The following is a 1,460-nucleotide window of genomic DNA, read 5'->3' as shown; positions in this document are numbered from 1 at the left end:
GTAAGTGGGCCCGGATGGACGAGGAGCTGATCGCGACTCATCACGAGGGGATCATCGCGACGACGGGGTGTCCGTCGGGTGAGATTCAGACGCGGTTGCGGTTGGGTCACGAGCGGGAGGCGCTCGAGGCGGCGGCGAAGTGGCAGGAGATCTGGGGGAAGGACAACTTCTTTCTGGAGTTGATGGATCACGGTCTGTCGATCGAGCGGCGGGTGCGTGAGGGCCTGTTGAAGATCGGGCGGGAGTTGGGGATTCCGCCGTTGGCGACGAACGACTGCCATTACGTGACGAAGGAAGCGGCGAAGAACCACGAGGCGCTGCTGTGTATCCAGACCGGCAAGACGCTGTCGGATCCGACGCGGTTCAAGTTCGACGGTGACGGGTACTTCCTGAAGTCGCCGGCGGAGATGCGGGCGTTGTGGGACGACGAGGTGCCGGGGGCGTGTGACAACACGTTGCTGATCGCGGAGCGGGTGCAGTCGTACGAGGACGTGTGGGCGCATCGCGATCGGATGCCGGTGTTCCCGGTGCCGGAGGGGGAGACGCAGGCGACGTGGCTGCGTCGTGAGGTTCACAAGGGTTTGGAGTGGCGGTTCCCGTCGGGGGTGCCGCAGGAGTATCTCGATCGTGCGGAGTACGAGATCGGGGTGATCCTCGAGATGGGGTTCCCGGCGTACTTCCTGGTGGTCGGTGATCTGATCCGGCACGCGCGTGAGGTCGGGATCCGGGTGGGTCCGGGTCGCGGTAGTGCGGCGGGGTCGCTGGTGGCGTATGCGATGGGCATCACGAACATCGATCCGATTCCGCACGGTCTGCTGTTCGAGCGGTTCCTGAATCCGGAGCGCGTGTCGATGCCCGATATCGACATCGACTTCGACGATCGTCGTCGCGGCGAGATGATCACGTACGCGACGGACAAGTGGGGCAGCGACAAGGTCGCTCAGGTCATCACGTTCGGCACGATCAAGACGAAGGCTGCGATCAAGGACTCGGCGCGGGTGCAGTTCGGGCAGCCGGGGTTCGCGATCGCCGATCAGATCACGAAGGCGTTGCCGCCGCCGATCATGGCGAAGGACATCTCGGTGTCGGGGATCACCGATCCGAATCACGAGCGGTACAAGGAGGCCGCGGAGGTTCGGACGCTGATCGAGTCGAATCCGGACATCGCGAAGATCTACGACACGGCGAAGGGCCTCGAGGGCCTGATTCGCAATGCGGGTGTGCATGCGTGTGCGGTGATCATGTCGTCGGAGCCGCTCACCGATGCGATTCCGGTGTGGAAGCGGGCGCAGGACGGCGCGATCATCACGGGCTGGGATTATCCGTCGTGTGAGGCCATCGGCCTGTTGAAGATGGACTTCCTGGGGTTGCGCAACCTCACGGTCATCGGCGACGCGATCGACAACATCCGCTCCAATCGTGGTGTCGAGATCGACCTCGACACCCTCGGACTCGACGAC

The 1,460-nt window shown here is 63.8% G+C and carries 1 protein-coding gene; it reads left to right on the top strand.

Going from position 1 to position 1,460, the window contains the following annotated elements; all coding sequences use genetic code 11:
- A partial coding sequence (dnaE, locus tag RR1_RS21480; protein ID WP_143153996.1) for a DNA polymerase III subunit alpha occupies positions 1-1,460 on the top strand: 1,460 nt, incomplete at both ends.

The organism is Rhodococcus rhodnii NBRC 100604, from assembly GCF_001894925.1.
GTDB classification, from domain to species: Bacteria; Actinomycetota; Actinomycetes; order Mycobacteriales; family Mycobacteriaceae; genus Rhodococcus_F; species Rhodococcus_F rhodnii.
Note: the sequence above shows the minus strand (reverse complement) of the source record. Positions and strands in the feature narration are given on the sequence as shown.